We start from the raw sequence: 26,298 nt of genomic DNA, 5'->3' as shown, positions 1-26,298 counted from the left end.
CGTCCGCCACTCAGTCAGTAAATCGTCACCCCGAAGGGATCGTGATAAACTGCTTCGTTCGACTTGCATGTGTTAAGCACGCCGCCAGCGTTCATCCTGAGCCAGGATCAAACTCTCATGTTAAATATGTAAGTAACCGAAGTTACTTGAGTTCAATTCCAGGTCAGCACAAAACTGACTTGTTTACTGTAAATGTAAGAATCAAAGATTCTTACTAGAATATGAATTCAAGAATTCATATTCGCTTAATAAAGGTTTCGTTTCTTTAAGAAACTTAAATGAATTTCAAGGATACATATAATCATGTATTAATTCAAGGTTTGTTTCACTGTTCAGTTATCAATCTTCGTTTATTTGTTTTGCGCTGTGTGACTTGCTGTCCCTCAGTGCTCGATTATAGTATCATCCCATTTTACTAAAGTCAACAGAATTTCGCCTATTTTTTAAAGTACATCTATTCCCTATTTTGAGTTCAATTGATTGAATTGCATAAACTGTATATGCAAATTTATATTTATTCCTAAATTAATAAAATGCTACAACTCAGCCTTAAACTGTTCCCACAAATCTGGGTTTTTCACGTAATACAAAGGGCATTCTTTTCCTGTGACATCAAAATGCCTTATTACATCGTCACTTTTCATATTGAAATCGTTTAGAAGCCACCTAACTAGTTTTGTTAAAGATTCATAGGAAGCATCTGTGAATTTGCCAGAGGCATCAGGATGACAGACTTCTATAGAAATCGTGTCATGATTTCTATCATTGCTGGCGGCAGAACGTTCATAAAGTGGGATGCACATTATTATTTCTCCATCCATACCTACTACAAAATGTGAGCATACATTAGAGTCTTCATGATTATAAAAATCCCTGTTTTGTTGCGCCGTTGTCATGGGATTGCCCACATAATGAATAACGATATTGTTTATTCCATCCAGCCTCATTCCTGATCTGGAAGGATTGCCTTTGTCAATATATTGAACGTCAATCCACTCAGGAATAGTTATATCCTCTGCCATTTTGACTCTATCTCTATGGTAAAAATAATTGAATCCTGCAAACAAAATAACTATTAAGAGCAATATTTCAAAAATCAAGAGCTTAATACATCTTTGTCTTTTCTGACGTCTAGAAATCCTTTTCTTTCTACCATTTTTATGTCTACTATTCATTAAATTCTCCCTTATATGTAACATACATAGCTAGTTTAAGTCTTTCGTATTTATATAAGCAAGTATATTTACATACAAAAACAAGCTAGTCAAATAGACTAGCTTGCCATATCCCAATATATTAATATTCTATAATTCTATTAGCTCATATTCCAAGCTACCTACTCCAAGCTTTGCTGCAGTTTCAGGAGTATGTTCACCATTTCTTGTGGTTACTCTTTCAAGGAAATGATCCCTTCCCACATCCTTTGAAGCATAAACCAAATCAAGACAGGCTCTGTCGATAGCGACAGGATCAAGGCTTGCCAAAATACCAATATCCTTAAGACAAGGATCTTCTGCAACTGCACAGCAGTCACAATCCACCGACATATTTGCCATAACATTTATAAATGCAATATTTTTTCCAAAATGGTCCACAACAGCTGATGCTGCCTCGGCCATGCTCTCCAAAAAAGCATCCTGTTCAGGAAAATCATTCCATACAACATCCTGTTCACTGGCTTTAGTGTACTTTCCTGCAGAGTGAATCTTTACCTTGCCGGCACAAGAAGCACATCCAATAGAAAGCTGCTTTAATGCTCCACCGTAGCCACCCATAGGGTGACCCTTGAAATGTGAAAGTACAAGCATTGAATCATAATTAAGGAAATTTTTCCCCATGATATCAGTTTTAAGATGTGTTCCATTTTTTATAGGAATCTCTATGTCAGGACCTTCAGCATCCATAAGATCCACATCAAATAGCTCATTCCAGCCATGTCTTTTTAAAAGTTTGATATGCTTATCGGTATAATTTCTTTCACCTTCATATGCAGTATTGCATTCCACGATGGTTCCGTTTACATGCTCCACCATAGGTTTCCAAAAGGCAGGCTTTAAGTAATTCTGGTTGCCTTCCTCACCTGAATGAACCTTTACGGCTACCTTGCCTGGCAATGTGATGCCTAGTCGATCATACATCTTTACCACCGCATCGGCTGTAACATCTTTAATAAAAAAGACTTTTGCTGCCATATATCCCCTCCTGAATAATCATGTTAACTCTTAAACTAATTATATAAATATTCCTTTATTTTCCAAATAGTAATAATTCCAAAAAAGATATCCATAGTTATATGCAAAAAAACAAAAAAGCCCTTTACTTTATCTCGCTAAATCGTTAAAATATCATTAAATGTCTTACAGAGAAAGACAAATGTCTTTTTGAGACGAATAAGTAATAGGAGAAAAATATATGAAACTTGTAAAAGCGTACAACAGCGTAAGTCTTATAGTTCGTATCATTTGCGGACTTATAATCGGTGCATTACTGGGATTAGCCTTTGATAATCTCCCTGTAGTGCCTCTTCTTGGTAGCATTTTCGTAGGTGCATTAAAGGCCGTTGCACCAGTTCTAGTGTTTGTTCTTGTAATTTCAGCACTTGCACAGGGCAATGACAAACTTGACCGCAGATTCGTTACTGTAATTGCACTTTACATGATCAGCACACTTTTAGCATCTGTAGTTGCTGTAGTGGGTAGCTTCATTTTCCCACAGACAATCATGCTCAGCCAGGCAGCTGAAGCTGATGTAGTTCCAACAGGCGTTGGTGAAGTTCTTTCAAATCTGCTCACAAGCATGGTGGCAAACCCGGTAGGCGCCCTTGTGGAAGGTCGTTACATCGGTATCCTCTTTTGGGCTGTAGTGCTTGGGATCGCAGCAAAGCGTAAGGCTAGCGACGTTACCAAAAAAATGATGGAAGATATTTCAAATATCGTTTCTACAGCTGTTAAATGGATTATTAATATGGCTCCATTTGGTATTATGGGTCTTGTTTATGAAAATGTATCTACAAATGGCCTTGCAATTTTTACAGATTACGGTAAGCTACTGGGACTTTTAGTTGGTTGCATGCTTGTGGTAGCGCTTGTTATTGATCCACTTCTTGCAGCAATCGTACTTCGCACAAATCCTTACCCACTTGTATTCAGATGCTTAAAGGAATCAGGTGTTACAGCATTCTTCACACGAAGCTCAGCAGCAAACATCCCTGTTAATATGGAGCTTTGCGAAAAGCTTGGCATGGATAAGGAAATGTATGCTGTTTCTATTCCACTTGGCGCAACAATCAATATGGATGGTGCAGCAATCACCATTGCAGTAATGTCTCTTGCAGCTGCAAACACTGTTGGCATTCATGTAAGCTTTATCACAGCTTTAATTCTTGCTTTTATTGCAACACTTGCAGCATGTGGCGCTTCTGGTGTAGCTGGTGGTTCTCTCTTGCTCATCCCTATGGCATGCTCGCTCTTTGGTGTTAATGCAGATGTAGCCATGCAGGTAGTTGCAGTTGGATTTATCATCGGTGTTGTACAGGATTCTGTAGAGACAGCTCTTAACTCATCCGGTGATGTTATGTTTGCCGCTACAGCAGAGTTTTCTCAGTGGAAACGCGAAGGCAAATCCCTTCCAACCTTCCTCGGCGGAACTACAAAAGTAGATATTTAAAATCCTTCAAAATAAATGAAAAATGAGTCATTGCCCTGTTATAGAGTAATGACTCATTTTTATTTGCAAATAGAATAGTTCGCTTATGGAATCACCTTCAAGAAGTATATTCCATGCAAAGCATTGTTATATCGTCGAACTGCTCTGCATCCTTTACAAAACTATCAATATGTTCTTTGACAGTGGAAAGAATATCTTCAGGGGAGGCATCCTTATTAGAATTCAAGGCCTCCACCAATCGCTTCTCTCCAAATAATTCATCCTCGATATTTGTTGCTTCAGTAACTCCATCCGTATATACGAATAATTTGTCCCCAGGTTCTAGTTGGAATTCATGTTCCTTGAATTTAATGCCTTCCATTGTAGCCACCGCAGGAGAATGTCTATAAATTACAAGCTCAAAATCTCCGTTAGCTTTTTTCAGCACAGGATGTTCATGGCCTGCATTTGCAGCGATTCCCTTTCCTGTAGGCAAATCTATAACTGCAAGCCATATCGTGACAAATAGACCTGCTTTATTACCCTCACACAGCTGCTCATTTACATTAGTAAGAGCCATGGCAGGGCTATCACCTGCTTGAACTCTATTTTTAATAAGGGTTCTTGAGACCATCATAAACAGGGCCGCTGGAATACCTTTTCCTGATACATCAGCCATAACAAGGGCGATGTGATCATCATCTACCATAAAGAAATCGTAAAAATCTCCACCCACTTCCTTTGCAGGAGTCATGGATGCAAATAAATCGAATTCCTCCCTCTCTGGCATATATGGAAATATCTTTGGCAGGCTATTTTCCTGAATATCTGAAGCAAGTGATAAATCTCTGTCAGCCACAGCCTGCCGGCGCCCTTGAGAAACATTTAAAACACAGTACATCAAAAGAACTACTAACATAATTGTGGCAGGTGTAGGTGACAAACCATATATTCCTATGGTCACCAAAGCCATAGATAAAGGCGCCACAACATAAATTGCAAATGTAGCAATCTGATAGGACTCCAATTGCTTTCTTTCCAGAATTACTGACACTAAAGCAGCAAGTGCTGTAAAGAAAACGTATATCATGGACACAGCATAGGTGGAACTTCTATGGTACACACCCATTTCATCCACGGTGAAATAAATACCATTGAAAATATTCAATATGCGTACAGCCATTGCAATAAACAAGCCAAATCGAGATATATGACCTAATTTTCTAACAATGCCTTTATTGACCTTAAGATAGGTCATGGTATAAAGCCAAAAACTATAAGCTTCCAAAGGGGCACACATATAATAAATTGTGTTATCTAAAATATTAAATGCCCTAAGTTCAGGTACACCATCTAAAAGCCAGGAACAGGCATCAGCAAAAAGCCCTAAGGCCGCGGCATTTAGCAATGCTAACAAGTATCTTAGATTGCTTCCAGATTTTTGCACATCAATAAGGCAGCTTATAAAAAGCACATACCCCATAAACAAGCCAACAACATCTATTCCTATATTTATCAAATAAATATCTACGATGTTACTTAGCCCCCTGAGATGTGCCAGAACGCCAATAAACACAATCATTCCTATATATATAATAGTAAAGATAGCTGCTACTTTCTTTTTTGTTTTTGTTAATCCGTTATTGTTTTGTTCCATCTGAAAGCTCCCCACTCTACTAATAGTAAAAACAAAGCCACCTACGGACATTATGCATTATTACTATGATTTTTTTATGGAAAAGCTACGATTATTTCACATAAATTTATTTTTTTCAGAGTGCTATTTTTAAAATCAATGCCCCAAAAAGGCCATCCATACGGATGACCTGATTTTATGCTATTTCCAATCTTTCCATAAGTATTACAGTTCCCCAATCAGACATAATAATATTATCTCCCGCAGAATAAGATTTTCCTGTTAAAATATCAATTGCACTATTATACGAGCAAATTACAATATTTTCATTCTCAGAATAATTGAAAATAAAATGTAAAACATTTCCGTCCTTGCCCGTCATATTTCTTATTACAATAGGGAATTGATTGCTTTCTATTCTAATATTTGCAATTTCTGCTGCATTTCTTATCTCATCCTTTAGTACTTTTTTAGCACACCAGCAACCTATGTATATTGCTGAACCTTTTTTATATTTGTTTCTGGTAATACCTGCATAATTACCCCAGTACTTATGTTCATACATTACATAGTCCGTGTCTTTGTCTGGAATTAATAATTCTGCCCAAACATCTACCGGCTCACCACACAATTTTGTCTTACCAGGTCGCGTGAACTGTTGATAATACATACCAAAAACATCAGTCAAATTATAAGGTTGTTTTGCTTGCCGAACCTGGACATTTTCGTCAACAAAAAACGATTTAAATGAGGAAAGCAGAACTCCACCTTCTTCTACAAATCTACGCAATATAGATATAGTTTCCTCTGTAGCCACATATAAGGCAGGTGTAACAATCATTTTATAATCAAGTGTGCTATCTTTAAGTGCTTCCACATCTAAAATATCACATTCTATGTTCTGCTCATACAATGCATCATAGTAAGCACGGGTAATATCGTTATATGATAGATATTGAGCATCGGGCTCATCTTCTTTATCTCCCACAGGAAAATACTTTAACGCAGTCTGACTCCTGTTATCAACAATTAGAGCCACATCATTCCTCTTATAGGCTCCTAAGATATGATGAGATATATTTTTAAAAATCTCTCCTACCTCACATGCTTCCCTATATACTGCGTTTTCCTCCATATCATGGCTTAAAAGACCTTTCCAGTAGGTTTCAAAACTATTATGAATGCTGTGCCAATGCCAGTATTCAACGCCTAGTGCACCACTAGCCAAATGTGATAACGCCTGCTGCTTTAATTGCCCAGGATATGGAGTCCAGTATCTGAACGCCTGAGCCTGTGTCTCAAGCACTAGATATTGCTCGTTTCTCAAAGAACGTATACTATCTCCATCATATGCAATTTCTGCACCGGTCAAATCATCCTGCGTAGGATGATAAATATCACAACCTAATAGAGTTGTAGCCTTTGAAGCCTCTAAATGATTAATTCCAGGCTGAACACCAAATGAATGGCCGAATGGAGCCAAGGCATCTTTCTTCCAAAAGAAATCAAAGTTATGGGTTACAAATTGATTATCACGCCTATACTCATCTATAATATGCCTTTGCCAAAGAAGAAAGTTTGCAGCTAACTGTCTTTGAAATAGCTCAAATTCTGCAGCATAAGAGCCATTGATTGTACCCAAAACATCAGGTAAATCGTCCCATGTGGCAATAGAATTACTCCAATATCTAAACCCAAATAAATTATTTAGATTTTCAACAGTTTTGAATTTATTAATAAGATATGTTTTAAACATATCCTGCACATTTTTCCCAGCCGTACCATAATGCTTTGTTTCATTATCAATTTGGAAGCCTATTATACATTCGTAGTCCTGAACTGCTTCCATCATTTTTCTAATAATATTTTCGCAGGCTTCCAAATATGTCATATTTGTAATATCCATAATCTGGCGAGGTCCATAAAGCCCTCTGCCATTTTCAGTTGTGGCTAACACGTCAGGATCTTTTTTGACAAGCCAAGCAGGTACTGCATAAGTAGGTGTTCCTACAATGACATTTAAATCATATTCATTAGCTTTATCCAACGTCTTTAATAGGATTGAGAAATCGTATTCTCCTTCTAGTGGTTCCCAGGTACTCCAAGTAGACTCAGCAATTCTGATAGTGTTAATATCAGCTTTTTGCATCATCTCAAAATCCTTGTCTATCCGATTTTCATGTTCATACTCAGGATAATAGGCAACGCCATATATAAGTTTATTCATAGATATTCCTTGTGTTTATTACTGATTAATCTTATACTCAATGAAATCAAATTCCGCGCACTTAAAATGGGTTAATCTATCGATACAGGTTATTCCAACCATAGTACCTGTAAATTCTCCATATTGACAGTATTCATCTGAATACAAGGATGTATCCAAATCAGGTCCATTTTTATACCAGGTACAGTTGTCATAGCTCCATTCAAAATGAAGGCTTCTACCATCAATAATTAAGCGCATAAATATATCTTTATTAGTATCTACTTGTACACGTTCATCAAGCCATTGTTTCCTTGTACCATTTTCCATTTGTTGTAACATAATAGCAGGACTATTTAATGTTTCACTATAATAGATTCGTAAATACGAATAATTCATATTATCATAGTAAATAACAATACCTGCGCTCTGTTGGAATGCTTCAGGAACAAAGTGAATTTTGGTAGTCATTACTACATTACAAGCAGTCAATTTTCGACATAACAAGCTGACAGAATTTAATGAAGTTAACGCCTCTCCCCCTCGGATTTTTAGCCAGCCCTTTTTTGACTTTAAATCACAAAATCTATTGGAACTAATGCGAGGACTGTAATAATAATTACCTAAGTTAGATTGATCGAAATCATCAAAATCTGGTGTTCTTTGGGCATTGAATGCAGGAAGATTAGGCTCGCTAACTTCAACCTTAGCAAGATTACTTCCATCTGCCATTCTAAGCCAGCCATCTTTCGTCCATACCATTTTCTGAATGGCTGTTTCTCTTCCTAAGGTACATCTATATCTTCTCCTCTCGTCAGGAGAATCAGTCACAAATGGTCGTGCTGTAATATGTACAAGATATGTTTCATTACCTACATTTACATAACTTCCGTGTCCCGACTTTTGTAAGATAGAGTCTGGATTATAGTACCTAGGTTTTAGGTGATCATAATCTGCTCGCTCATTTGATTCAACAGGCTGTGATGTGACAATTGCACCTATAGGATCCGCCTCATAGGGTCCCCATATATTTTCACTTCTTCCCATGGAAACACAATGATTATAGCCTGTGCCTCCTTCAGCACACATTATATAATAATATTTGCCATGCTTGGTGAGTCTAGGAGCCTCTATACAGCCTCTATCAGTTGCACCGCGCCAAAAACGCTTTGGATACCCTTTTATTTTCTGATTATTACAATCATATTCAACAATGTTAATAACACCTGGTTTTTCATAATTATCCCTTGTTTCCCAATCTAACGAAAGAATATATTTCTTTCCGTCATCATCATGAAAAATTGAAGCATCAAAACCAGCAGAGTGTATATAAATAGGTTCACTCCAAGGTCCCATTATACTATCCGATGTTATCAAGTAATTATCAATATCGAAATATCTGGCATTCATATTATTCATCACGCCATATATTACATAAAACTTCTTCTCTTTTTCACAATAGGATAAATCTGGTGCCCAAATGCCTTTTGCACTAGGTAGTTTTTTCAAATCTACAACAGTGTCATCTAAAACATGTGTAAGTAACTCCCAGTTTTTTAAGTCCTTTGAATGGTATATTGGTATACCAGGTAACCACTCAAAGGATGAAACTGCAATATAATAATCATCTTCAACTTTGCAAATACAAGGATCTGGATTAAATCCAGGTAGTATTGGATTAACAATCATTTAAAACTCTCCGTCTTTCCATTTACCATTTTCAATATCTTCTACTATTTTGTCGTACTTTGTATCAAGATCAAACAAATAAAGACATACTAAACCTATTACAACAACTACAATTGGAACCCAGATAACAGCCACTTTTATTGCTGCGATAGAAGCTTCACCTGTTGGATTTGAATTAAAACTTCCTGCGGCAAGAATCCATCCAAGAGCTGCTGTACCAAATCCTGAACCAAGCTTAGTTGTAAATGATGATGCTGAATTTCCCATGCCAATCGCTTGAACACCTGAATTCCACTGTCCATATGTAATTGCATCCTGCAATAAGCCCCACATAGTAGCAGCTCCACATCCAAAGCCAATTCCCTTTATGATATTTGATACTAGAACAATCTGTACATTAGTACCAGCAAAGGCTGTCATAACAAAACCTATTCCTGAAAGAGCCATGCCACCAAAAGCAAGCCATCTTTTTGGAACTTTTTTCATAATTGCAGGTGTAACGAACATAATTCCCATCTGTGATAAAGAAAGTGCATTAGCAAGTGCCGCATACGCCTTTTCGTTATTTAAAACATACTGAGCATAATAGTAATTGCTACCAAAGAATGTTGACATCATAAAATAAAGTGAAAATAGGAATACAACCTGTAACACCCAATATTTATTTGTAATCAATGATTTCAAAGCAACAGCAATAGATGGTTGATTATCTACTCCTTCATTGTTTTCAGTTGCATCAACTGCACGCTCCTTACATACAAAAAATGTGATTAGGTTAATAGCAAAAAAGGCTACCATCATTATAATTGCAGTATATGACCAACCTCTATGTGCATTATCTGTGCCAAATGCCCCTGTTAAATATGGAACTACAGTATTAATTGTCATAGTGCCAAAAGTAGCAAGAAGCATTCTAACATTTCCTAGCACACCTCGTTCATACTGATTTGTAGTCATCATTCCCTGCATAGAAGCATAAGGGACATTTAACATTGTAAAAAATACAGTAGAAACAAGATTATATGTGATAAAAGCATAGGCAGCTTTTGCACCATCACCAATACTTGCTGGCAAAGAAAACATTAGAACAGTTGATATAGCAAGCGGTATAGATGCTCTGATAAGCCATGGTCTAGCTTTGCCCCATCTACTATGGGTCTTATCTACCAATCTACCCATTATGAGATCTGATACACCATCAAATATTCTTGAAATTGCCATAACCGAAGCTGCTGTTGCGGCATTCATACCACAAACTTCTGTGTAATATACAAGAAGAAATGCTGAAATAAACGAGTATACTAAATTTCCTGCATAATCTCCTAGACCATAAGCAATTCGCTCTCCCCATCCTAATTTTGCATTAGAGTCCATTTTTTCGACATTTTTTACATTCATTGTCACGTCCATTTTCTTCTCCTTTTCTCTTAAACTCTTTCTGGAAACCATCCTTCATCAACGCATTTAGCTAAATCCCAACAATCCCAGCCTCGCCATGATGGTTCATTTGTTGGATCCAAAAGCATTTTGTAAGTCCAGTAAAAATACCCGCTCCCCTTTTCCCAGGCTTTTAACTGACATTCTGATAGCTTCATATACACATCTTTCTTTTCTTCTTTTGATATTGATATGGCATCAGCTGTATCGATTCCATTTAAAACACTTTGACCACCTTTAGTATCTTGGCCGACACAATAACTATTGAATATACACCATTCGCCAACGACCACTGGAACATACTGCTGTACTGCTTCTATATCTTTCTCGAAATTTTCTTGAATGAATTTTATATAAGCATCTAATGACTTTTCACAGCCTAAAACTTCTGCAATCATCAGATATTGATGTGTATCTAAAATAACTCTGTTTTTATATTTTTCCTGACTCAAATATTCCTTCCATGCATGTAATCTAAACCCATCATGAAATACAATATATTTGTCAGAAGCTACATTAGGAAGAATTCTTTCGGCAGCTTTATCATAAAATTCAGTTAACCAATCAAAACTTATTGGTGCACTCCCTTTAGCAAGTTGTTCATCAACTGGAGGATATCTTTTTTGAACCGCCATTGACTCCCACATCTCTTCTGATATTGGCTCATTTATAGGTTCTATACCAAGTAACCCAGCTCTATTTCCATACCTTTTTGCCAACTTTTCCAAAACATCTAGAACATATTCAACTTCATTTGGCAGTTGAGCCCATTTACATACACCACTTAGCCCGCCATTGTCGAATCCATTCTGGCTCATTGGTGCTGTATGTAAATCAATTAAAATCTTTAAATCATATTTCTCCGCCCAAGTGAATGCTTTATCTAACTCGTTTATGCAACCAATAAAAGGCGGTCTATCACCAAAAATGAAGTATGGAATAGGAATTCTAACTGAATTCATACCCATTTTCTTTATTCGCGCAAAATCCCTTTCTGATATGTATTCAGCCCTATGCATCCTTATACGTGCCTCATACACCTCTTTTGAAAGCCCCATTGGAAGATAGTATTCATCTTCAGCATCTGTTCCTTCCCAGATAGCTGGACTCATCCATTTTTCCAAAACGAGCCAGTTTCCTAAATTGACACCTTTTATATTCATAATTACCTCCGATATGAATCATTTGTATGTAAGTAATATATTTTAATATCCTTAGAGTAAATATCAATTTTCTCAGCCTTTTATTAAATTTCTCAGATTTTGTGTTATACTACAGTAATCACTTTGTGATAATGTATCAATTAGCCTTAGATAAAAGGAGCGGATTTATGAAACTAAATCTTAACTATTTGCTTGAAAAAACCAGCCGTAAGCTTCATACAGCTATAAGACTTTTAGATTACCACAAAGAAATTATGTCAAAAATATGCCTTAGAATGGATTTGGAAGATACGGAATTATTCTCAGAAATTCTCAAGCTTTCATCCTTATCTGATTATTTTGAAAAAACTAATCTCATTCCTTTACTATTTTCAATAAATAAATTATTTGTTTATGGACTTATTAAACTTGAGGACGCTTTTTTAGTGGTCGGACCTGTAAAATATTCAGCAACATATTCTCTAAAAGAAAATCTTATGGTCACATGTAATGATGATAAATGGGCTGACATTTACGATATATTGATACATATAGAGTGGAACGATTTAAGCAGTTGCCTACTAGATGTGACTAATCTTTGCATGGTTAAAGAACGTAAATTAGATATTACAGAAGATGATATTGTAAGCTATAACTGTATCTCAGATAATTTCGATTATTTATTACGAAAAGATTTAGAAAGACAAATATTTGAACAACAGGAAACAGGCGGACATCACAACCCTTATGATCAGGAAGTAAGAGAACTATTGGCCATTGAAAATGGTGATGTGGAAGCTCTTAAGCGAAGCATTGCAGAAGATTATACTGGACAAATTGGTATATTGGCAAAAGACAAATTTAGAAGTGTAAAAAACGTTTCTATAATAGTTATTTCTATAGCTAGCAGGGCTGCTATAAAAGGTGGGTTGTCTCCTGAAATTGCATTTTCAATGGCAGACATATATATAAAACAAATAGAAGAGGCTACATCAGAAAATTTATGTATGCAGATGGTCAGACATGCTGAGTATGAATTTACGAAAATTGTTAATGAAATAAAAAAAGAACAAGCAACCATGAATACATTTTCCGGGCAAGAAAACGAGCATGTCATGGCTGCTAAGAATTATATATTTAAACACCTTCATGGTAAGATATCGGTAGCTGAAATTGCATCAGCACTGGGTTTGAATGCTAATTATTTATCTGGTCTATTTAAGAACATTGAGGGGATTTCACTAAAAGACTATATATTAAACAACAAAGTAACTTTAGTTAAAAATCTGCTTACTTATTCGGCTTATAACTACAGTGAAATATCATATTATCTTGGATTCTCATCCCAAAGCCATTTGGGCAAAGTATTCAAAGAAAAAACAGGCGTAACCTTAAGCCAGTATCGTGCCAAATATCAGCTACAGGAGTTTTTAGATTAACATTACTAATAGTCTCCTACCCACTTTATGGGAGTTTTTTAACAGCCCCTTTTTTGTCGATTATAATATATAAAAACTATTCAGCTTCCTTGCGAATAACAAGAGGCCATACACATACTGCAAATAACATCATGATGCATCTTGCAATGAAATTTCCCCAATGTCCTCCAAATGCAGCTACTATTGTAGCTGGTGCAAACAGCTCCTTCCATGCAAAGGCTATAGCAGCACCTACACAAACAAGCATAGGCAGATTCTTAGAGCCTACAGGGATTTCGTAATGAATGTAATGTCTTTCGATGTAGCTTCCAACCAAAAATCCTGAAAATGCTCCGCAAGCCTTAAAGCTATCATTCATCATCTTCTGTGGGTCTACAAGTAATGCTCCACTTGCATCATAATCCATTGGATATGGCTTTAACTGAATATATGCTAAAGCAGCAACAATTACCACTAAACCTACCAGGGTAAGGATGTCCTGCAATTTTTCGTTTCCAGCCACCTTGCCAGCCAATTTATTTATGATGAATACCAGCAAAATAGACTCTGTCATACCAACAGCCACATCCTGTGGAGTATGAACACCCAGGAAGTTTCTGGAAAAACCTGTCAAAAGAATTAATATTACACAGACACAAGCTAACCATTTACGCTTGTCCTTTTGCCATACAAAAACTGTTCCATACATAGCTGTGCCCACCATTGTGTGACCACTTGGGAAAGAATATCCTGTTGCTGCCACCTTTGAGTCACCTGCCGGTTCGATTAAATCTGAACGTATCCATGGTCGATAAGCACAAACTGTTAATTTTATGAGACCATTCACTAATTCACCAACCCAATGTGTAGTGAAAAATACATAGCCCCAATACCTATCAACTCCCCAGAATACTACCATAGGTAAAAACGGTAGTATATCCACTGCAAATTTTGACAAGGCATTAAAAAGCTCATCAAAGGTTCCACCTGTTGCATTTCTGATTTCCTGTAACCATAGTAAATACTGAATGTCCATAACTCAACTTTTCTCCTTCTATATATTTTTTCTTTATGGTTGCAATAATAGCAGTTGTTATGTCACAACAATGTCACACTATGTATTTTTACTCGATATATTTCAGTCTAACCATTTACAATAGTATCTATCAGATTATCATCCTCATCATAAATAAGCTTTAAGGTGAAAAAATCCTCCCGTTCTTCAAGCATTTTTAGAAAAACTCTATCACCAGGCCATAGGTTAAGCTCCATCACTTTATCCATGTCCACCCAAGAAAGGTCCCCTTCAGGGCACTCCTCCACTAGCTTTCCCTCAAAGTCATCACTGGTAAATAAAACTGCATGTTCTGTTTCTTTTCCCATGACAAATGTGATGTACCCTCTGCATCTTGCAGAATTGAGAATCAAACCGGTTTCTTCTTTCACTTCACGCTTTATGCAATCAACAGGAGATTCCCCTTCTTCCACATGACCACCTACCCCGATGTATTTACCAGAATTGATGTCCTGCGCCTTTTTGGTCCTGTGAAGCATTAAATATTTATTGTCCTTTATCAAATATCCTAAAGTTGTAAGAGTCATAAGTCACTCCTTGTTAAAATTCATTGTACTCAATTCTTTTCTGTTATATACTAATCGATGTGGCATAAGCCATAATCTAAATAGAAAAGGACTACACCTATGACTAACTATAAATTACTTTCAGATCAATTAAAAGCCCTCGCTGAGGACGAACCAGACTATATCCCTGTTTTATCAAATGCTTCTGCCCTGTTGAATGACAATCTTGATGATATCAATTGGGCTGGATTTTATCTCATGGACAATGGTTCTCTTTTACTTGGACCATTCCAGGGAAAAGTTGCCTGCATAAGAATACAGGTTGGAAAAGGTGTTTGTGGCACAGCTGTGGCAGAGGACAAAACTCAATTAGTTAAAAATGTACATGAATTTCCTGGACATATTGCCTGTGACAGTGCTTCAAATTCTGAAATAGTGGTACCAATCCATAAAAATGGACAGATTGTTGGAGTCTTAGACATTGATAGCCCATCACTTGCCAGATTTACTGACGAAGACAAAGCAGGGCTTGAAGAATTCGTAAATACATTAGAGAGTGTAACTGAATTCTAAAAACCACAATATATATTAGGACACATTTTTTTCATAATATTATCGCATTTCTTCCATTGACCTTTACGAGCTCTAATGGTATTTTGATAGTACACAATCGAATTACATGCATTAATCTTTTGCGAGATGTATTCCTAGTTGTATTCATTGAAAGGGTAGGTTTATCAGATGGGAAATTTTGACTATGATGTACTCTACATTGGAACAGGTCATGCTGCATGACATGGTGAAATGATTAATATCCTTGCTATGGTAATAAACGGTCGAATGACCATGGAGATGATGATGGGCACTATATGGGCCTTCCCTACACAGGTGGATGGTCTCACAGAAATGTTGGCCCCAATGCTCCACTCTAACCTTGATAGGATGTAGAAATACACCCACATATACCCCTTTAGAGGCAGGAATAATCACATGATTATTCCTGCCTCAACCCTTTTAGAGATATGTTTTATAGGAAAATTTCTTCTATATTGTAATATCTTAGTTAAGAAGCTGCTCCATAAAAGCTACCACTTCTTTTTCTGTTGCATTTGCAGCTGCTTCATTTTCTGCACTGATAGATACATACACCTTCATCTTAGGCTCTGTACCAGATGGACGCACAACTACAGAACCATTTCCCTCAAGGTAGAACTTGATTACATCAGACTTTGGCAATCCATCAATCCCCTTAAGATAGTCATTTACTTTAACCACCTTGATTCCACCGATTTCTGGCATTTCATTTCTCATTGCAGCCATAATACCTTGCATTTTCTCAAGACCAGCAGAGCCTTCAAACTCGTATGAGTGAAGTGTATTTAGGCAATAGCCATATTTTGCATAAAGCTCATCAAGCTTATCAAGCAGGCTTATACCACGGGTTTTATAATAAGCAAACATTTCACAGATAAGGAATGCACCATCTACAGCATCCTTGTCTCTTACATATGAACCGCTCAGATATCCGTAGCTTTCCTCAAAGCCAAATATATAGGAAGCATCCTTACCCTGCTTTTCAAGACGGCCGATTTCTTCGCCTATAAATTTGAATCCAGTAAGTACATTTATTGTTTTAACGCCATAGTTTGTGGCAATCTGCTCACCTAAATCAGTAGTAACGATAGTCTTTACCACCTCTGCATCAGCTGGCATTGTTCCATTTTTTACACGCATTGAGCATACGTAATCAAGAAGCAGGCAACCTGTCTGATTTCCAGATAAAAGCACATACTCTCCCTCTGCATTTTTAACTGCGATACCTACTCTGTCGCAGTCAGGGTCAGTAGCTAAAAGTAAATCTGCATTATTCTTTTTAGCATATTCAACTCCAAGTGCCATAGCCTCTTTTATTTCAGGATTTGGATATGGGCATGTTGGGAAATTGCCATCAGGATTTTTCTGCTCCTCAACTAATGTAATGTTAGTGTAACCAGCCTCCTTTAATGCTCTTGTAACAGGCTTTAAGCCAGTACCATTTAAAGGCGAATATACAATAGCAACATTCTTATCAATTTCTTCATCACCAACAAGGCTTTGACCTAACACTTCATTAGTAAAGTCCGTATATACGTTTTCCTTGATATATTCAACGGCACCATTTTCAAGTGCAGCTTCAAAATCAACCTTTTTTACATCCTCAAATGCATCTACCTTTTCAATCTCGGCTAAGATTTCTGCAGCTGCCTCTGTTGTAATCTGGCATCCGTCAGGTCCGTATACTTTGTATCCATTATATTTAGAGGGATTATGAGATGCTGTCACCATAATTCCTGCAGCACATTCAAGTGCTCTAACTGCATAAGATAGACATGGTGTAGGCATCAACTCAGGATATATGAATACCTTGATTCCATTTGCAGCAAACACTGAAGCGGCTGTTTTTGCAAATAAATCAGCCTTTATTCTGGAATCGTAGCTTACTGCTATTCTTCTTGCATCTTCAGCAAAATTGCCGCATACATAATTTGCAAGTCCCTGTGAAGCCTTAGCCACAGTATAAATATTCATTCTGTTTGTTCCGGCTCCGATTACTCCTCTAAGACCGCCTGTACCAAAGGCGAGATTTCTATAGAAAGCATCCTCTATTTTTGCCTCATCACCTTCGATTGCCTTTAATTCGCCTGCTACATCAGCATCCTCTGTAGCTTTCTTACACCACTCTTCGTAAATCGAAATATAACTCATCTTCCGCACCCTTTTCCTTTATTTTATCTGCAGTAGAAAGTACTGCCTGTAATTTACCTGTAATCTCCACTTTGCCAAAGCCATTAGGGATTATCAAATTATCGCCCTTTTTAATTGGCTGGCCGTTAATAATTCCGCTGCCATCTGTGACCGTCATATTCAAAAATGGGTATTTCTGTCTAAAAGAGATATCCCCATCCAGATTAAGATGAAATACACTGTAGAAATCACAGCTATACAGCGGAACAAGCTCATTTTTAATAGAGTTTCCTGTATGAATCACTGATTTTTCAGGATCCTTGGCAGGCACTGTAATAACGTCCTCACTTTGTTTAATGTGAAGCTCTCTAGGCTTGCCATTTGACATTCTGTCATAATCGTAAACACGATATGTAATATCGCTATTCTGCTGGGTTTCTAATATGAGAAGTCCACCCTTTATAGCATGTACTGTGCCTGGATCAATCTGGATAAAATCACCCTTTTTCACAGGGATTTCTCTGATCAAATCACTCCACTTGCCCTCTTCTATCATCTGAACCAATTCTTCCTTTGAAGAAGCATTGTGGCCTATTACAAGACTTGCATCCTCTGGGCAGTCAAGTACATACCAGCATTCAGTTTTTCCAAAGCTTCCATTCTCATGGACCTTGGCATAGCTATCATCTGGGTGCACCTGAATACTCAGGTCATCTCTAGCATCAATAAGCTTTACCAAAAGCGGGAATCTGTCTAAATCAAGATTTCCAAACACTTCAGGATGCTTTTCCCAAAGCTCAGAGAGCTTTTTGCCTTCAAAGGCGCCATATTTGTTTGACCCGTCTCCGTTAGGATGAGCTGAAATTCCCCAGCACTCTCCAACGTCGGATCCCTCTTCCTTGTAGCCAAAATCATCATGAAGCTTTGTACCGCCCCAAATATTGTGAGTGCACACTGGCTCTAAAAACAGGATTTCCTTATTTATCGTATTTACGGAGAGACTCATTCCGTTTGTTTCTATAAGCTTCTTGTACCAATATCCAGAGTCTTTTACTATTCTACGCTGATTGTGATAATCCACATACACAAGTCCAAAGCGCTCTTTATAGCCCTTATCCCATTCAAGATTATCTAAGAATGTCCAACAGAAATATCCCTTTACATTGGCTCCTTCATCGATGGCACGCTGCATTTCACTGATATATTCATCCAAAAATGTAATTCTGTCGTAGTCATGAACTCTTCCATCGATAGAAATGTTATCGTGGCATGCCATTCCATTTTCAGTAATGTACAAAGGATAGTTATATCTTTCAGTTAAAAACTTGATTCCGTAATAGAATGCCTTTGGTGTAATTGGCCAATTTACGGCGGTTACAGGGCTTCCCACCTCACGCTCCACATATTCAGGCTTTCCATCCTCACCACATCTAATGTAATAGCCGTTGTAGATGTTCTGCCCCATAAAATCTATCTTCTGGTGGATAAGCTCCATGTCCTCTTCAGTGATTTCAGGAAGATATTTTGCATATTTTTTAAGTCCCTCCTCAGGATAGTGCCCAAGGAAAACAGGATCTGAGAACCAGGATACATTCCAAGCCCATCTTTCTATAGGATTTTCAAAACCAAAGTATACTTTTTTTGCAGCCTCAATATCTTCTTTTGAGTCGGTATATGGATATGCCACCCCACCTGTAGGAGCAAATCCGATTTTGATTTCCTGCTTTGCGTATTTTCTAAGATTGATAACACCAGCACCATGTGCTTTGAGAAGATTATGTGCGATAAGGAATGAATCCCTAATAGATACTTTGATTCCAGGGGCATGTTCACCTGTCATATGTCCTAAAAGAACTACACACTGTGGTTCGTTAAAGGTGATGAAGTTTGTACAGATATCTGAAAAATTTTCAGCAACAACCTTTGCATATTCTCCAAACCATTCAACCACCTCTAAATTCAGCCAGCCACCTTTGTGATACAAAGCTTTTGGAAATTCCCAATGAAACAGTGTGATATAAGGCTCAATTCCATCCTCTTTCATGGTAAGTATCATATCTCTATACATATCAATGGCTTTTTGATTTACCCGGCCAGTCCCATCTGGCAAGATTCTTGACCAGTTAAGAGAAAATCGATATGCCTTTATTCCCATATTTTTCATAAGAGCATAGTCATCTTTATATCTATGCATATGATCACATGAAATTTCTGCAGTCTGGTTGGCATAGCCCTTTCCCTCAGCCAGGAAATCATCCCAAATCATTTCGCCTCTGCCATCGTTAGGGTCTGTACCTTCTACCTGGTATGCACTGCTGGCAACACCCCACACAAAATCCTTTTTAAACATACTTTCACTTCCTATCTAGCCAAAATTACCGAAACCAAATTAAATGGATTCTTCACTTTATTACCGTCTTTTATAGCTACTTCTATCTTGTAATTACTGTATTCACAATGCTCAAACAGTGTCTCAAGCTCCAGCTTGTCACCCCAGCTTTCATCGAAATTTGCATCAAGTTCTGTAACAGGCTTGCCATCAATAAAAACTTCAGCTACAGGTGCATTCTTCGATACGTATTTGCGGTATTGAATAGCTGCACCAGTACATTCCACTTCAAATGCTATCCTTCCCTCACCTTCGCTGAGAAGCCATCCATTTTTAAAGCAATCTGTAATATCCTGTTGTTCACTTTCATCTTTAATAAAGCCCTGACAGCTGGCCTCATATGTTCTATTGTCCACTCTGATTGCATTTTCGTAGGTATTTTCTGTTATAGGAGCCGGCAGACTATCGTTCTCAAAAGCTGGCTGCTCTCCTATAAGAACCTCCTGTAATGTTCTATCCAGGAAAAATCTAACCACCGATGCAACAAGCTCATGGCCCATATCATTAGGATGTAAATCATCAGGAGTAATATCTCTTACTGCGATTTTCCCATCTCTGACAGCAGGATAAATGGCACTTTGCATACTGATAAGTGGAAGTTCATAGAAACGGGCCACCTTTGAATGCTGAAGCTGAGCATTTGCTCCTGTATCATAAAAAACATTGCTTATAAGCACTACAGCCGGAGCACTCCCGCTTCTATAAATATGTCTCACAAGGCCTTCGTAGGTTTCTAGAAAATGCTCATTACTATCATCATTTACTGAAAACTCCACAAATACTAAATCAGGCTTAGCATTAAGCAAATCGGCCTCAACTCTTGCTGCCCCAAAATGAGAGGTTGTCCCTCCAATTCCTGCATTTACATATTTGAAGCTGGTATCTTTAAAAATCTCCTTCCACCACTCAAAAACCTTCCATGCATAGCATTTATCATCTGCTGAAGCTAATGAGCCCTGTGTGATAGAACCACCAATAAAACCAATAGTAATCTCTTCCTTTGCGTTAGCTTTCTTCATCACACGCTTTAATCTGAAAAGATTGCCTTTATTACATATACTTTCTTTGTAATTAATGTATTCTTTCATCTTTATTTGCCTCTTCTTAAGCTTGGTATACCAAGGCTTTCAATATATGCCGCAAGCTGATCTGACATTTTTTCAGCCTCCTGCTTTCTGATATGTCCCGGTGTACCTGAGCCGTTATTTTCAAAAAGAAAATGATGTATCTTGTCGTCTGCAATCTCATTACAGACTTCATCTATAGAAATATCCCAGTTTTTATGATGCTCCAAAATAGTTGTGCACAAAACTATATGGACATCGGGATAAATTGTTTTCAAATTTAATACGAATTTACGATAATGTTCTCTCCAGTTTTTAGCCTGACTACAGTGGTAATCCTTTGCCATATAATCATCTGGATGACTGTCGTTTTGACCTATAGCCACTATGACGACATCAGGTGTATATTTACTAAAATCCCATTTAGAAGACTCTCCAATGGCGGGATTATATCGCACTTTATCGTATACAGACTCCATACCTATGTAATTTGGTTCGTTAAACCATCCGGTATCATCTATAAGTGCTATTCCTCCCTGAGCAATATCATGTATCTGAGCATTTAGCTTTCTGGCAGTAAGCCAGGCATAGGAATAATAACTGTTTGAAAGCTCCCCCTGATGCCAACCTGGGTCAGGTTTTCCCACAAAATCATAGGCCTCAGATACCTCTCCTGCTGAAACACTATCTCCATACACCTCTATTTTCCCTTGAGGCTTCTCAGGTGGTTCCAATAGAATTCCATCATCATCCAACTCAAAACCATAAAATCCAACCTGATGACAGCTATCCTGCCTCTTAAAGAGCATCACCTCATGGAGATTTGCCTCTTCATCCTCGACCAGGGTTACTGTCTGCTTGCCCTCATCATTCGAAAGCTTTACCTTGGACTGTTTGCCATCGACAATAATTCCAAGATAGTTATCCCAGTAGGCATTTTTGTTATCTACTATCGCCTTCAGACTACTTCCTTTAAATTTCACCCTTACATAAGAACAAGGGAAGATAAATATTGTTTTATCAGTTTCATAATCAACCCTTCCGCTATAATCCAAGAACTCATCATCAAACTTAATAAACATAACATTTACCTTCCCTTGTATATCATTCAACTATCTTATACCGATTTCGGTATCTTCTTCTGTTACAACGCTGTGGTCCTTGATGTAATCAATAATCTCATCAAGATTTGTAAATGCGAGACCTACATAGCTATCTGCAGCTCCGTAGTAAAGAGCAATCTTGCCTGTCTTTGAATCATGTATTGTTGCACATGGGAAACAAACATTTGGAACAAATCCGCGCTCTTCATACCACTCTTCTGGAGTGAGAAGGAAATTCTCACAACGATACTTAACCTTTGAAGGATTATCAATATCAAGAATAGCTCCACCGATTGAATATACATATCCATTACAGGTTCCTGTAACACCATGATAGAAAAGCAACCAGCCTTCAGATGTTTCGATTGGAGCTGCACCGCCACCAATCTTTAATGACTGCCACCACTTATCATTTCTACCCATTACATGTCTATGCTTTCCCCAATATACAAGGTCTGGGCTTTCGCTAAGGAAAATATCACCGAATGGTGTGTGTCCGCTGTCAGATGGACGTGAAAGCATTACATAATTGCCATTAATCTTTCTTGGGAATAAAACAGCATTTCTGTTAAATGGGATAAATGGGTTTTCAAGTCTCACAAAGGTCTTGAAATCTGTTGTCTTTGCAATACCAATAGATGCTCCATAAAAATCCTGGCACCAAATGATATAGTATGCATCCTCTACCTTTACAAGACGAGGGTCATAAGCATACTTTGGCATGAAAGAATTTCCTTCTTCATCCACAAATGGAATCTTTTCAGTCTCGAAAGTCCAATTAATACCATCCTTGCTATGGCCAAGATAAATGTATGGAATACCATTTGTCTGCTCACCTCTGAACACACCGATAAACTCATCGCCATATGGCATTACTGCACTGTTGAATATTCTAGCAACACCCTCAAGTGGATTACGTCCGATAATAGGATTTTTATCATATCTCCAGATTGGCGCACCAACTAAATTAGCTGGCTTGTCCTGCCATGGAACATTTGGTACCTCAGGGCTGATCATTGTGTACTTTGACATTTATGTTTCCTCCGTTATCTATTTAAAAACTCAAGATTTTTTCTGATTAATTCACATCTTTGTGCAACACACTCCACTGAACGACCCGGATCAGATGGTGTGTTAAACACATAATCCTTTAATTTATCAATTGTAGTAGTAGCTACATGCATTCTTGTGTCGCTGGATGCGTAATAAATAAATACTTCATTGTTTTCATTGACGATTGCACCATTTGTAAATACTACATTTGATACATCTCCTACACGCTCTTCCCCTCTAGGTCCGATTAATAAACCAGATGGCTCAGCAATAACCTTTGAAGGATCATTTAAATCTGTGGCAAATGCATATATAACATAGCGAAGTCCAGCTGCAGTGTTTCTAACACCGTGAGCAATATGAATCCAGCCCTTATCTGTCTTAATAGGAGTAGCTCCGGCACCATTTTTAGCCTCTGTAATAGTGTGATATTTTCTAAGGCTGGTCATCTTTTCCTCATCGATAACAGCATGTGTGATATCCTCACACAAACCAAAACCAACTCCGCCACCGCTTCCTGTCTCGATGAAATCGTCCATTGGACGTGTATAAAATGCATACTTTCCATCTACAAACTCAGGGTGAAGCACTACATTTCTCTGCTGTGGGCTTCTAAGTGTTGTAAGATTGTCAAGTCGCTCCCAGTTCTTCAAATCCTTAGTGCGGACAATTCCTGCCGCAGCAACAGCTGCAGATAAATCATTAACAGAAGTATCCTTGCTCTCAGAGCAGAACACACCGTAAATATATCCATCCTCGTGCTGAGTGAGACGCATATCGTACACATTAGTCTCCTCAGGGCACACATCATCTAAAAGAATTGGGTAATCCCAGAATTTGAACCCATCTATGCCGTTATCGCTTTCGGCTACTCCGAAAAATGACTTTCTGTCATTTCCTTCAATACGGGCAACCAGATAATATTTTCCGTTTAAATAAATGGCTCCCGAATTCATCACTGCATTGATGCCCAGTCTCTCCATAAAATATGGATTTGTATCTGGATTCAAATCGTATCTCCAGGTAAGAGGAATATGTTCTCTGGTTAATACCGGATATACGTAGCGATCATAAATACCATTATAAAAATCTGACTTTACATTCTTTTTTGAAAGAAGCTTGTCCTGCTTTTCCTTTTCTACAAAATAGCGCTCATGTAACATTGATATATCTCCTACTCGCTTAATCTATATATTACTTCAAAACACATGCGGCCGTTGTGATATGGACATTTCCATGGCTCCACGATTGGTCTGCCTTCATATGGCTTTCCATTTTCATCCACTTCCCAGTACCACTCTGAACCTTCTCGTTTATCTACCACATATGTTTTTATAAATTCCCATATGGATTTTGCTGCCAAAAGGTATTTCTCATCTGATTTATTCTTTTGCCAACCATTGATAAATCCAACGATTGCTTCAGCCTGTACCCACCACACACGATGATTATTGACAACACCCTTTTCACATTCGTTAGCAAACGAGTGACCATCAAAAGCCACCTTGAAAGTCTGCTCTGTAAGTGCCTCAGTGATAGGGCTAATCGAATTGCTAACTTCAACATCATCCAAAACCTCAAGTGCTCTATCCACCAGCCATGCAGTCTCTATATCATGACCATAGGAATGTAAATCTAAAATACTGTTGTACTTCTTATCAAAAAATACTTCCTGCCTTTTCAGGCTAGGGTTGTAAACCTTATTTTTGATAATATCGCAAATGCGATACAGCTTTTGACGTACCTTATCGTCTTTTGAAACCTTGTAAAGCTGGGTGTACGCCTCAAGTACATGTAACAGTGTGTTCATAGTCTTTTCTGCTATGACACCATTTTCAGAAAGCTTTTCATTTGATTCAGGCGAAAAATCCCTCTTGAATGCCTCTAAATATCCGTAATCATCTGTACAATAATCCTCGATCACATGGAATAATTCATAGGCAAGCTCCAATGCTTCCACATCATTTGAAGCTTCAAAATATGCACAAAGTGCGTAAATAGCAAATGCCTGATTGTAGGTATGTTTTGTGGTATCCACAGGATTTCCCTGATAATCCACCGACCAAAACACTCCTGGATATTCCTTATCAAAGCATTTTTCCTTCATGAAAGTGTATCCATGCTTCGCATATAAAAGAAGGCTTTCATCCTTTGTAATTAGATAAGCATTGGCAAAAAACCAGGTAATTCTACTATTTAAAATGCATCCTTTTTCCGCTTGCTTATCTAACTTTAGATCATAATCTAAGTATCCATAAAAGCCTCCATGGCTTTTGTCTTCCATCCCTTTCCAAAAGGGAATAATATTCTCTAATAATTCCTTTTTTATTTCTTCTACAAACATTACTACTACCCCTTTACAGCACCTGCTGTGATACCACTATATATCTGCTTCTGGAAAATGATGAATACAATAAGAGCTGGCAGTAAGGAAATTAACACACCGGCACAAATAAGGTTGTACTGGCTTCCCATAGGACCTACGAAGGTGTATAGGGATGTTGCTATTGTGTGCAAATCCTTATCCTGAAGATAAAGGTTAGCTGCGTAATATTCGTTGTAAACACCAACACCCTTTAGGATGCAGGATGTGATGATAGCTGGCTTTAATAGTGGAAGCATTATTTTCCAGTAGATAGTCCAGTAGTTTGCTCCATCAATGATTGCCGACTCATCAAGGGAAACTGGAATGTTTTCCATAAACTGTATGAAAATGTAGATAGATATTACATCTGTACCACACATCATAATTATGTAACCATACAGGTGATTGATAAATCCAAGTGACGACATGATGTTGTAAACCGTCACCTGCATAGCTACACCGGGGAGAAGTGAAGCAAACAAGAACAGATTTCTGATGAGAGTATTTCCTGGGAACTTAAATCTATTCAGTACATAAGCAAGCTGTGTTCCCACGATAATTGATACGAATAACACACAAATCATTACAATGAGGGAGTTTATGAATGCTCTGCCCATGTTTGCTGTCGTAAAAGCTTTTATAAAGTTATCAAAATTCAGCCAGTTTTCTGGCAATGTCATAACATTTGTATTCTGATATTCCTCTGATGTTTTGAAAGCGGTTATAACACAGGAAATTACCGGTACAACAGCCACAAAACCAAAGAATACCAATGAAAAATATTTGATTATGTTAATAACTAATGTAGATAGATTAATTTGTTTTCTTTTCATTATTTATTCACCT

The 26,298-nt window shown here is 37.6% G+C and carries 21 protein-coding genes and 1 rRNA gene; 4 read left to right on the top strand and 18 right to left on the bottom strand.

What is annotated here, in order from left to right:
* The 3 genes from BLV53_RS13610 to BLV53_RS13600 all read right to left on the bottom strand — a co-directional run.
* Positions 1 to 123, bottom strand: a 16S ribosomal RNA gene (locus BLV53_RS13610); the annotation flags it as partial.
* A 413-nt stretch (positions 124 to 536) separates the two neighbouring features.
* Positions 537 to 1,175, bottom strand: a complete 639-nt coding sequence (locus BLV53_RS13605) for a peptidoglycan recognition protein family protein (protein WP_090301807.1) — start codon at positions 1,173 to 1,175, stop codon at positions 537 to 539.
* Between the two features lie 129 nt (positions 1,176 to 1,304).
* Positions 1,305 to 2,192 carry a DUF362 domain-containing protein gene (locus BLV53_RS13600; protein WP_090301805.1) on the bottom strand — a complete coding sequence of 296 codons (888 nt, stop codon included), beginning with the start codon at positions 2,190 to 2,192 and terminating at the stop codon, positions 1,305 to 1,307.
* A 220-nt stretch (positions 2,193 to 2,412) separates the two neighbouring features.
* Between BLV53_RS13600 and sstT the strand changes: the two genes are divergently transcribed.
* A complete protein-coding gene (gene sstT, locus BLV53_RS13595) occupies positions 2,413 to 3,666 on the top strand; it encodes a serine/threonine transporter SstT (RefSeq protein WP_090301803.1) in 1,254 nt (417 codons plus the stop codon).
* 97 nt (positions 3,667 to 3,763) lie between these two features.
* Here sstT and BLV53_RS13590 read toward each other — a convergent pair whose 3' ends face one another.
* From BLV53_RS13590 to BLV53_RS13570, 5 genes are all read right to left on the bottom strand, one after another.
* A complete protein-coding gene (locus tag BLV53_RS13590; RefSeq protein ID WP_170830868.1) occupies positions 3,764 to 5,302 on the bottom strand; it encodes a PP2C family protein-serine/threonine phosphatase in 1,539 nt (512 codons plus the stop codon).
* Positions 5,303 to 5,477: 175 nt separating this feature from the next.
* Positions 5,478 to 7,508: a beta-galactosidase gene (locus tag BLV53_RS13585; RefSeq protein WP_090301799.1), complete on the bottom strand. Its 2,031-nt coding sequence runs from the start codon at positions 7,506 to 7,508 to the stop codon at positions 5,478 to 5,480.
* 18 nt (positions 7,509 to 7,526) lie between these two features.
* A complete protein-coding gene (locus tag BLV53_RS13580; RefSeq protein ID WP_090301797.1) occupies positions 7,527 to 9,176 on the bottom strand; it encodes a glycoside hydrolase family 43 protein in 1,650 nt (549 codons plus the stop codon).
* Positions 9,177 to 10,586, bottom strand: a complete 1,410-nt coding sequence (locus BLV53_RS13575; RefSeq protein ID WP_170830867.1) for an MFS transporter — start codon at positions 10,584 to 10,586, stop codon at positions 9,177 to 9,179.
* Between the two features lie 17 nt (positions 10,587 to 10,603).
* The gene (locus BLV53_RS13570) at positions 10,604 to 11,776 is read right to left on the bottom strand and encodes a glycoside hydrolase family 5 protein (protein WP_090301793.1); all 1,173 of its coding nucleotides are present in this window, start codon (positions 11,774 to 11,776) and stop codon (positions 10,604 to 10,606) included.
* 167 nt (positions 11,777 to 11,943) lie between these two features.
* On the opposite strand from BLV53_RS13570, the gene BLV53_RS13565 reads away from it, so the two are divergent.
* Positions 11,944 to 13,194, top strand: coding sequence for a helix-turn-helix domain-containing protein (locus BLV53_RS13565; RefSeq protein ID WP_170830866.1), 1,251 nt, complete (start codon positions 11,944 to 11,946; stop codon positions 13,192 to 13,194).
* 76 nt (positions 13,195 to 13,270) lie between these two features.
* On the opposite strand, the gene BLV53_RS13560 is transcribed toward BLV53_RS13565, so the two are convergent.
* Both BLV53_RS13560 and BLV53_RS13555 read right to left on the bottom strand, forming a co-directional pair.
* Positions 13,271 to 14,209, bottom strand: coding sequence for a phosphatase PAP2 family protein (locus BLV53_RS13560; protein ID WP_090301789.1), 939 nt, complete (start codon positions 14,207 to 14,209; stop codon positions 13,271 to 13,273).
* Positions 14,210 to 14,316: 107 nt separating this feature from the next.
* The gene (locus tag BLV53_RS13555) at positions 14,317 to 14,775 is read right to left on the bottom strand and encodes an NUDIX hydrolase (protein WP_090301786.1); all 459 of its coding nucleotides are present in this window, start codon (positions 14,773 to 14,775) and stop codon (positions 14,317 to 14,319) included.
* Positions 14,776 to 14,874: 99 nt separating this feature from the next.
* Between BLV53_RS13555 and BLV53_RS13550 the strand changes: the two genes are divergently transcribed.
* Positions 14,875 to 15,327, top strand: a complete 453-nt coding sequence (locus BLV53_RS13550) for a GAF domain-containing protein (RefSeq protein ID WP_090301784.1) — start codon at positions 14,875 to 14,877, stop codon at positions 15,325 to 15,327.
* A gap of 231 nt (positions 15,328 to 15,558) precedes the next feature.
* Positions 15,559 to 15,702, top strand: coding sequence for a hypothetical protein (locus BLV53_RS17080; RefSeq protein ID WP_170830865.1), 144 nt, complete (start codon positions 15,559 to 15,561; stop codon positions 15,700 to 15,702).
* A 111-nt stretch (positions 15,703 to 15,813) separates the two neighbouring features.
* On the opposite strand, the gene BLV53_RS13545 is transcribed toward BLV53_RS17080, so the two are convergent.
* The 8 genes from BLV53_RS13545 to BLV53_RS13510 are packed head-to-tail and all read right to left on the bottom strand — an operon-like array spanning position 15,814 to position 26,285.
* Positions 15,814 to 17,499, bottom strand: a complete 1,686-nt coding sequence (locus BLV53_RS13545; RefSeq protein WP_090301782.1) for a phospho-sugar mutase — start codon at positions 17,497 to 17,499, stop codon at positions 15,814 to 15,816.
* Complete coding sequence (locus tag BLV53_RS13540) at positions 17,465 to 19,828, bottom strand: GH1 family beta-glucosidase (protein ID WP_090301780.1); 2,364 nt, start codon at positions 19,826 to 19,828, stop codon at positions 17,465 to 17,467. The genes BLV53_RS13545 and BLV53_RS13540 overlap by 35 nt, the downstream gene beginning before the upstream one ends.
* An 11-nt stretch (positions 19,829 to 19,839) precedes the next feature.
* Positions 19,840 to 20,955: an SGNH/GDSL hydrolase family protein gene (locus BLV53_RS13535; protein ID WP_090301778.1), complete on the bottom strand. Its 1,116-nt coding sequence runs from the start codon at positions 20,953 to 20,955 to the stop codon at positions 19,840 to 19,842.
* A gap of 2 nt (positions 20,956 to 20,957) precedes the next feature.
* On the bottom strand, positions 20,958 to 22,013 hold the full coding sequence (locus tag BLV53_RS13530) for an SGNH/GDSL hydrolase family protein (RefSeq protein WP_090301776.1): 1,056 nt from the start codon (positions 22,011 to 22,013) through the stop codon (positions 20,958 to 20,960).
* A 30-nt stretch (positions 22,014 to 22,043) separates the two neighbouring features.
* Positions 22,044 to 23,066 (bottom strand): glycoside hydrolase family 130 protein, encoded by a 1,023-nt coding sequence (locus BLV53_RS13525; protein ID WP_090301774.1) that lies wholly within the window; start codon positions 23,064 to 23,066, stop codon positions 22,044 to 22,046.
* Positions 23,067 to 23,080: 14 nt separating this feature from the next.
* Positions 23,081 to 24,250: a glycoside hydrolase family 130 protein gene (locus tag BLV53_RS13520; protein ID WP_090301771.1), complete on the bottom strand. Its 1,170-nt coding sequence runs from the start codon at positions 24,248 to 24,250 to the stop codon at positions 23,081 to 23,083.
* 11 nt (positions 24,251 to 24,261) lie between these two features.
* Positions 24,262 to 25,431, bottom strand: a complete 1,170-nt coding sequence (locus BLV53_RS13515; protein ID WP_090301769.1) for an AGE family epimerase/isomerase — start codon at positions 25,429 to 25,431, stop codon at positions 24,262 to 24,264.
* Positions 25,432 to 25,436: 5 nt separating this feature from the next.
* Positions 25,437 to 26,285, bottom strand: a complete 849-nt coding sequence (locus tag BLV53_RS13510) for a carbohydrate ABC transporter permease (protein WP_090160941.1) — start codon at positions 26,283 to 26,285, stop codon at positions 25,437 to 25,439.
* Between the last annotated feature and the right edge of the window lie 13 nt (positions 26,286 to 26,298).

The sequence above is a fragment of the Pseudobutyrivibrio sp. ACV-2 genome, assembly GCF_900107545.1.
Lineage (GTDB): Bacteria > Bacillota > Clostridia > Lachnospirales > Lachnospiraceae > Pseudobutyrivibrio.
Note: the sequence above shows the minus strand (reverse complement) of the source record. Positions and strands in the feature narration are given on the sequence as shown.

Bases quoted from the DNA above. Each gene is read 5' to 3' on its own strand.
- BLV53_RS13605 (WP_090301807.1), bottom strand. From the start codon at position 1,175: ATGAATAGTAGACATAAAAATGGTAGAAAGAAAAGGATTTCTAGACGT.
- BLV53_RS13600 (WP_090301805.1), bottom strand. From the start codon at position 2,192: ATGGCAGCAAAAGTCTTTTTTATTAAAGATGTTACAGCCGATGCGGTG.
- sstT (WP_090301803.1), top strand. From the start codon at position 2,413: ATGAAACTTGTAAAAGCGTACAACAGCGTAAGTCTTATAGTTCGTATC.
- BLV53_RS13590 (WP_170830868.1), bottom strand. From the start codon at position 5,302: ATGGAACAAAACAATAACGGATTAACAAAAACAAAAAAGAAAGTAGCA.
- BLV53_RS13585 (WP_090301799.1), bottom strand. From the start codon at position 7,508: ATGAATAAACTTATATATGGCGTTGCCTATTATCCTGAGTATGAACAT.
- BLV53_RS13580 (WP_090301797.1), bottom strand. From the start codon at position 9,176: ATGATTGTTAATCCAATACTACCTGGATTTAATCCAGATCCTTGTATT.
- BLV53_RS13575 (WP_170830867.1), bottom strand. From the start codon at position 10,586: ATGGACGTGACAATGAATGTAAAAAATGTCGAAAAAATGGACTCTAAT.
- BLV53_RS13570 (WP_090301793.1), bottom strand. From the start codon at position 11,776: ATGAATATAAAAGGTGTCAATTTAGGAAACTGGCTCGTTTTGGAAAAA.
- BLV53_RS13565 (WP_170830866.1), top strand. From the start codon at position 11,944: ATGAAACTAAATCTTAACTATTTGCTTGAAAAAACCAGCCGTAAGCTT.
- BLV53_RS13560 (WP_090301789.1), bottom strand. From the start codon at position 14,209: ATGGACATTCAGTATTTACTATGGTTACAGGAAATCAGAAATGCAACA.
- BLV53_RS13555 (WP_090301786.1), bottom strand. From the start codon at position 14,775: ATGACTCTTACAACTTTAGGATATTTGATAAAGGACAATAAATATTTA.
- BLV53_RS13550 (WP_090301784.1), top strand. From the start codon at position 14,875: ATGACTAACTATAAATTACTTTCAGATCAATTAAAAGCCCTCGCTGAG.
- BLV53_RS17080 (WP_170830865.1), top strand. From the start codon at position 15,559: ATGATTAATATCCTTGCTATGGTAATAAACGGTCGAATGACCATGGAG.
- BLV53_RS13545 (WP_090301782.1), bottom strand. From the start codon at position 17,499: ATGAGTTATATTTCGATTTACGAAGAGTGGTGTAAGAAAGCTACAGAG.
- BLV53_RS13540 (WP_090301780.1), bottom strand. From the start codon at position 19,828: ATGTTTAAAAAGGATTTTGTGTGGGGTGTTGCCAGCAGTGCATACCAG.
- BLV53_RS13535 (WP_090301778.1), bottom strand. From the start codon at position 20,955: ATGAAAGAATACATTAATTACAAAGAAAGTATATGTAATAAAGGCAAT.
- BLV53_RS13530 (WP_090301776.1), bottom strand. From the start codon at position 22,013: ATGTTTATTAAGTTTGATGATGAGTTCTTGGATTATAGCGGAAGGGTT.
- BLV53_RS13525 (WP_090301774.1), bottom strand. From the start codon at position 23,066: ATGTCAAAGTACACAATGATCAGCCCTGAGGTACCAAATGTTCCATGG.
- BLV53_RS13520 (WP_090301771.1), bottom strand. From the start codon at position 24,250: ATGTTACATGAGCGCTATTTTGTAGAAAAGGAAAAGCAGGACAAGCTT.
- BLV53_RS13515 (WP_090301769.1), bottom strand. From the start codon at position 25,431: ATGTTTGTAGAAGAAATAAAAAAGGAATTATTAGAGAATATTATTCCC.
- BLV53_RS13510 (WP_090160941.1), bottom strand. From the start codon at position 26,285: ATGAAAAGAAAACAAATTAATCTATCTACATTAGTTATTAACATAATC.